This window comes from Nocardia sp. NPDC003345 (assembly GCF_053589395.1).
The window spans coordinates 1-4808 of record NZ_JBSFRU010000419.1; the positions used below are offsets into that span (position 1 = coordinate 1).

The 4808-nt window shown below is 71.3% G+C and carries 7 protein-coding genes; all 7 read right to left on the reverse strand.

Going from position 1 to position 4808, the window contains the following annotated elements; all coding sequences use genetic code 11:
* On the reverse strand, nt 1–657 hold a 657-nt coding region (gene panC, locus ACWDU1_RS29660), incomplete at its 3' end, for a pantoate--beta-alanine ligase (protein ID WP_450003514.1).
* Between the two features lie 55 nt (nt 658–712).
* Complete coding sequence (locus ACWDU1_RS29665; RefSeq protein WP_450003515.1) at nt 713–1660, reverse strand: Rossmann-like and DUF2520 domain-containing protein; 948 nt, start codon at nt 1658–1660, stop codon at nt 713–715.
* A 116-nt stretch (nt 1661–1776) separates the two neighbouring features.
* Nucleotides 1777–2988 (reverse strand): DUF6779 domain-containing protein, encoded by a 1212-nt coding sequence (locus tag ACWDU1_RS29670; RefSeq protein WP_450003517.1) that lies wholly within the window; start codon nt 2986–2988, stop codon nt 1777–1779.
* A gap of 73 nt (nt 2989–3061) precedes the next feature.
* Complete coding sequence (locus ACWDU1_RS29675; RefSeq protein WP_450003524.1) at nt 3062–3538, reverse strand: DUF3180 domain-containing protein; 477 nt, start codon at nt 3536–3538, stop codon at nt 3062–3064.
* Between the two features lie 88 nt (nt 3539–3626).
* A complete protein-coding gene (gene folK, locus ACWDU1_RS29680; protein ID WP_450003519.1) occupies nt 3627–4172 on the reverse strand; it encodes a 2-amino-4-hydroxy-6-hydroxymethyldihydropteridine diphosphokinase in 546 nt (181 codons plus the stop codon).
* Nucleotides 4169–4552, reverse strand: coding sequence for a dihydroneopterin aldolase (folB, locus tag ACWDU1_RS29685; RefSeq protein WP_450003521.1), 384 nt, complete (start codon nt 4550–4552; stop codon nt 4169–4171). The genes folK and folB overlap by 4 nt, the downstream gene beginning before the upstream one ends.
* Nucleotides 4549–4808 (reverse strand): dihydropteroate synthase (locus ACWDU1_RS29690; protein WP_450003523.1); only part of this gene is annotated, 260 nt, incomplete at its 5' end. The genes ACWDU1_RS29690 and folB, both read right to left, overlap by 4 nt.

Sequence of the window (4808 nt, forward strand, 5' to 3'; positions counted from 1 at the left end):
GGCCGCGGACAGGGTGGTGGCGAGTTCACGCTGGTCGGGTTCCAGATAGCGGTTTCGCGACGACATCGCCAGGCCGTCGGCCTCGCGGACGGTGGGCACCGCCACGATCTTCGCGTCGAAATTCAGGTCGCGGGCCATCTGCCGGATCAGGGCCAGCTGCTGATAGTCCTTCTCGCCGAAGAACGCCTCGTGCGGACCCACGATCTGCAGGAGTTTGGCGACCACGGTGAGCATGCCGGCGAAATGGGTCGGCCGGGACGCGCCCTCGAGGTCACTGCCGATCGGACCGGGGTGCACGGTGGTACGGGGGCCGGCGGGATACATCTCGGCGGCGCTGGGCGCGAACACCAGGCCGACGCCCTCGCCGCGCAGCAGTTCGACGTCCGCGTCCAGGGTGCGCGGGTAGCTGTCCAGATCCTCACCCGCGCCGAATTGCAGCGGGTTGACGAAAATGGATACCACCACCACCTGGTTGGTGCGCTTGGCCCGGCGGACCAGTTCCAGATGCCCCTCGTGCAGCGCGCCCATCGTGGGCACCAGGCCGACGGTGCGCCCGGCACCGCGCAGCGCCCGCACGACCTTGCCGATGACGGCGGGATCGTGCTGCACGGTCAGTTCACCGGCGCGGTACGCGTCGCGCAGGGTCACCTCTGTCATAGCGACTCCTTCGATACCGGTACCGGTCGGATGGGATATCGGCGCGCGGATCGGGTCACCGGTACTCCTCCAGCAGTTCGCGGAGTTCCGCCGGTGCCTGGGCCCGCTCGGCGGTACGCAAGGACAGCGCGCGATACCCGGCGGCGATCCGCGGGTCGGCGGCCGCCAGCGCGTCCAGATGTGCGGCGACGGCGGCGGTATCGCCGCGCGCCACCGGGCCCGTCAGGGCGGACAAGCCGCGCCGCAGCGCGTTGTCCAGTGCCGCCGAGGCCAGTGGTGCCAGCAACCGTTCCGGCAGGCCGTTGGGCTGATCGTCGACGGTCTGCTGGCCCAGCAGGCCCGGTCCGGCCAGCGCGGTGCGCAGCGCCTCCACGGCGTCCAGGATCAGGGTCACCAGGTGATTGCTGCCGTGTGCGAGTGCGGCGTGATACAGCGTGCGCTGCTCCTCGGCGACCCGCACCGGCTCTCCGCCCATCTCGATGACCAAGGATTGCGCGATCGCGTAACCGATCTCGTCGGCCGCGGTGATCCCGAAGCAGGCATTGGCGAGGCGGGAGAGATCTTCGTCGTGACCGGTGAAGGTCATGGCGGGATGCAGGGCCAGCGGTAGCGCCCCGGCTTCGCGTAGCGGCTCGAGCACGCCGATCCCGTTGGCGCCGGAGGTGTGGGCGACGATCGTGCCGGGCCGGACCTTGCCCGATCCGGCCAGGCCACGTACCAGTCCGGCCAGCTCGGCGTCCGGCACCGCCAGTACCAGCAGTTCGCTGCGGGCGGCGACCTCTTCGACGGGCAGGATCCGCGATTCGGGCAGCCGGGACCGCGCGCGGCGCACGGAGGCGTCGGAAATCGCGGCTACGCCGAACACCACATGTCCGGCGCGCTCGAGCGCGGCGCCGAGGGCCGATCCGACACGTCCCGCCGAGACGATTCCCACCGTCAGTCGTGCAGGCGCCGGATCACCACTCGCGGCCGGATTGCCAGGAGTCACGCGTGGCGAGGTCAACAGTGTCCTCTCGAAGTCGTTCCAGTCCCGCCTTGCGGGTACCGGACGTTACGAGTCGAGGATAGGGCGGCATACGGCCGCCGCGCCATGCCGCGCCGGGTGATGTGCGCCGCACTTCAGGAACTGCGCTGCTCCTCTTCCCGGCGCAGGTTCGCCATGATCTCGGCCACCGACAGCTTCCGGTTGCCGGCCGGATCGGCCTGGGTACGGCGGCGCCGGGAGTTCATCGAACGCGGGAAACGAGGGGCGGGGATACGGCCCGCGCGCTCCCGCGGCTCGGCGGCATCCGCCTTCGACGGCGGCGTCTCCGATTCGGCCCCGGAAGCCGGGGGCGCGGGGTGGCCGGACTTCCCTGGTTCGGCGTCGCCCTGGGCCGATGCCGGTGTTCCGGGGTGATCGTCCTCGGGGGCCGAGTCGGGGCTGCCCGCGGTATCGGCAGGGTCTGCCGCGTCCGCGCCGGCCTTCTCGGAGTCGTATTCCACCTCGGTGAACGCATCCGCCCAGCTGGGCCCGGACATATCGGGTGCGGACCGGCTCCACGGCGGGTCCTGGTCGAGTCGGACGATCGCGGTTTCGGCGGTCACCGGAGCGTCGTCGGGCCCGGCGAAGCGGGGGCGGTCCGGATGATCGGTGTCGTAGACCGGGGTGCCGGGATCGCGATCCCGGGCATCGCCGGTGTCCGCACCGGTTCCGCTGCCGGTGAGGTCGGCGTCATCGGCGCTCTCGGCGTCGCCGGCCGCGCCCTGCCCGGGATCGACCCAGCCGTCGGCGGCGTGCGACCAGCTCGCCGCCGCATTGGCCCACGCGTCAACCGCATGACGTTCGCCCTCGTCCGGAGCCTGCCACTCGGCCGCCGGCCCGGACCGGTCCTCGGCGCCGGGTAGCTCGTGTACCCGCACCGCGGTGGCCCGCAGGGCCGGACGTTCCTCCGGGAGATCACCGTCGAAGAGGCGCTGCAACTGGTGGCGCAGCACCGCGAGTTCGGCGCGCAACGCGGCCATCTCGGTGGCCTCCGCGCCCACCTCGGCCCGGACCCGCGCCTCCACACCGAACTCGTGCTCACGCCGCGCATGGATCTCCCGCTCGAGCTCGTGCCGGTACACCCGGCGCATCTCCCGGGCCTGTGCCTGATACCGGCTCACTCCCCACGCCCCCAGCACCGCGGCCCACAACGCCGCCACCAGACCCACCCGGATGTACTGCAGGCTATCGCTGAGAACCAGGAAGGCGCTGGCCAACAGTCCGAGTAGAACCAGAGCGCCGAGGAAGAGCCTGCCCGCATCCTCCCGGCCTCGCGCGGAAGTACTACTGCGGGACGGTGAAACCATGACCGCAAGGGTAGCCGCGATACGAGGCCGCGCCCAGGTCAGAATGGGCGTGATCGATCACGGCACTCCGGCGTCACGACGGGGCCGGATCATCGGTGGGGTCGTCGGGCGCCCGGCAACTGTACTCGAGCCACAGGGCAGCCAGGGCGAGGGCGATACCCGCGCCGCATCCGATCAGCGCGCCCGGATAGTCCGCGTCGGCGGCCCGCAGATCCCCGCGCTGCGGGAACACCCACAGCAGGAAACCCAGCCAGACACCGGTGACCAGCGAACCCACCTGCGCCGACGCCTTCGCCAGCGCCAGCGCCCGGGCGACCGTGATCGGATGCAGCTGCCGCCGGTCGGCGCCGATCTGGCGGTTGCTCACCCGGCTGCGGATATAGAACCCGAGCGCGACCTCCAGCGCCGCGACCGGATAGAGCGAGGCGCCCGCGATGGTGGAGATCGGCGGAAAACTGGAATACGCGAGCCGGGTCGCCACCCAGGCGATAACCGCCGCTATCAGCACATTGGCCAGGAGTTCCCGGATCTTGGTGGGACCGAGTTTCATCCCCCCGTCGTCCCCGCCGCCCGGACCACCACTGGTGTTCATATCGCTGTCCCCGAGTGTCATGGCGCCGCTCCCGCGGCGGTGAGGGTCATGGTGCCGCTCCCGCGGCGGGAATCAACTCGTACGCGGTGCGGTGTACGCCCGCGGTCTCGGCCGGGTCCAGGGCGGCGAGCAGATCACGGACCCGGTGTGCGCCACCGTCGACCTCGAGTACCGCGCCGGGCTCCACATCGAGCCACGGGACCAGTACGAAGGCACGATTGTGCGCCTGGGGATGCGGCAGCGTCAGATCGGGGTCGGCGACGCGGCACGGCCGCTTTCCGCCCTCGGCGGTTTCCGCGCACCACACGACGTCCACGTCGAGAGTGCGGGCGCCCCAGCGCACCGTCCGCTCCCGCCCGGCGGCCTGTTCGAGCCGTTGACCGTGCCGCAGCCAGTCGTGGCAGTCGTAGGCCGGATCCTCGGCGACCACCACCGCGTTGAGGAAGTCCTCCTGCTCGACCCCGCCCCAGGGTGCGGTGCGGTACACCGGCGATACCGCGCGGACGCGCGCCCCGAACCCGGTGACGACACCGCGCAACAGTTCCAGCCGATCCCCCATATTGGAGCCGATGGACAGTACGGCGCGGGTCATGCCCGGCCCCGATTCCGATGGCCCGACGTGACCACCCGGACATCGGCGAACCGATGCGGAATGGGGGCGCCCGGTTTGTGCAGCACCACCTCGACATCCGCGACACCGGGTACCTCGCGCACCCAGTCGGCGATCTCGGCGGCGACGGTTTCGATCAGATCGCGCGGCGGCCCCTGGACGATCCGGACGGCCAGCTCGGCCAGCGCGCCGTAATCCACGGTGTGCGCCAGATCGTCGGTGGCCGCAGCGGCGGAGATATCGGTCCAGACAGTGAGATCCACCAGGAATTCCTGGCCGTCGCGGCGTTCGTGTTCGAAGACTCCGTGATGCCCGAAGACCCGGAGACCGCGCAATTCGATCCGGTCCGGCGCGGCGCTCACCCGGGATCTCCCCCGCGCTGCGCCCGGCGCCAGGCGTCGGTCACCGCGATCGCGTCCTGGGAGCCCAGCACATCGTGCACCCGGACGCCCCACGCGCCGTGCCAGGCGGCCAGCGACGAGACGGTCGCGGTAGCGGTATCCCGGCCCGCGGGCGGGCGCGGGTTCTCGGAATCGGCCAGCAGCGAGCCCAGGAAGCGTTTACGGGAGGCGCCGACCAGCACCGGAAAACCGTCGGCGACGAACCGGTCCAGGGCGG

Bases quoted from the DNA above. Each gene is read 5' to 3' on its own strand.
- ACWDU1_RS29670 (WP_450003517.1), bottom strand. From the start codon at position 2,988: ATGGTTTCACCGTCCCGCAGTAGTACTTCCGCGCGAGGCCGGGAGGAT.
- ACWDU1_RS29675 (WP_450003524.1), bottom strand. From the start codon at position 3,538: ATGAAACTCGGTCCCACCAAGATCCGGGAACTCCTGGCCAATGTGCTG.
- folK (WP_450003519.1), bottom strand. From the start codon at position 4,172: ATGACCCGCGCCGTACTGTCCATCGGCTCCAATATGGGGGATCGGCTG.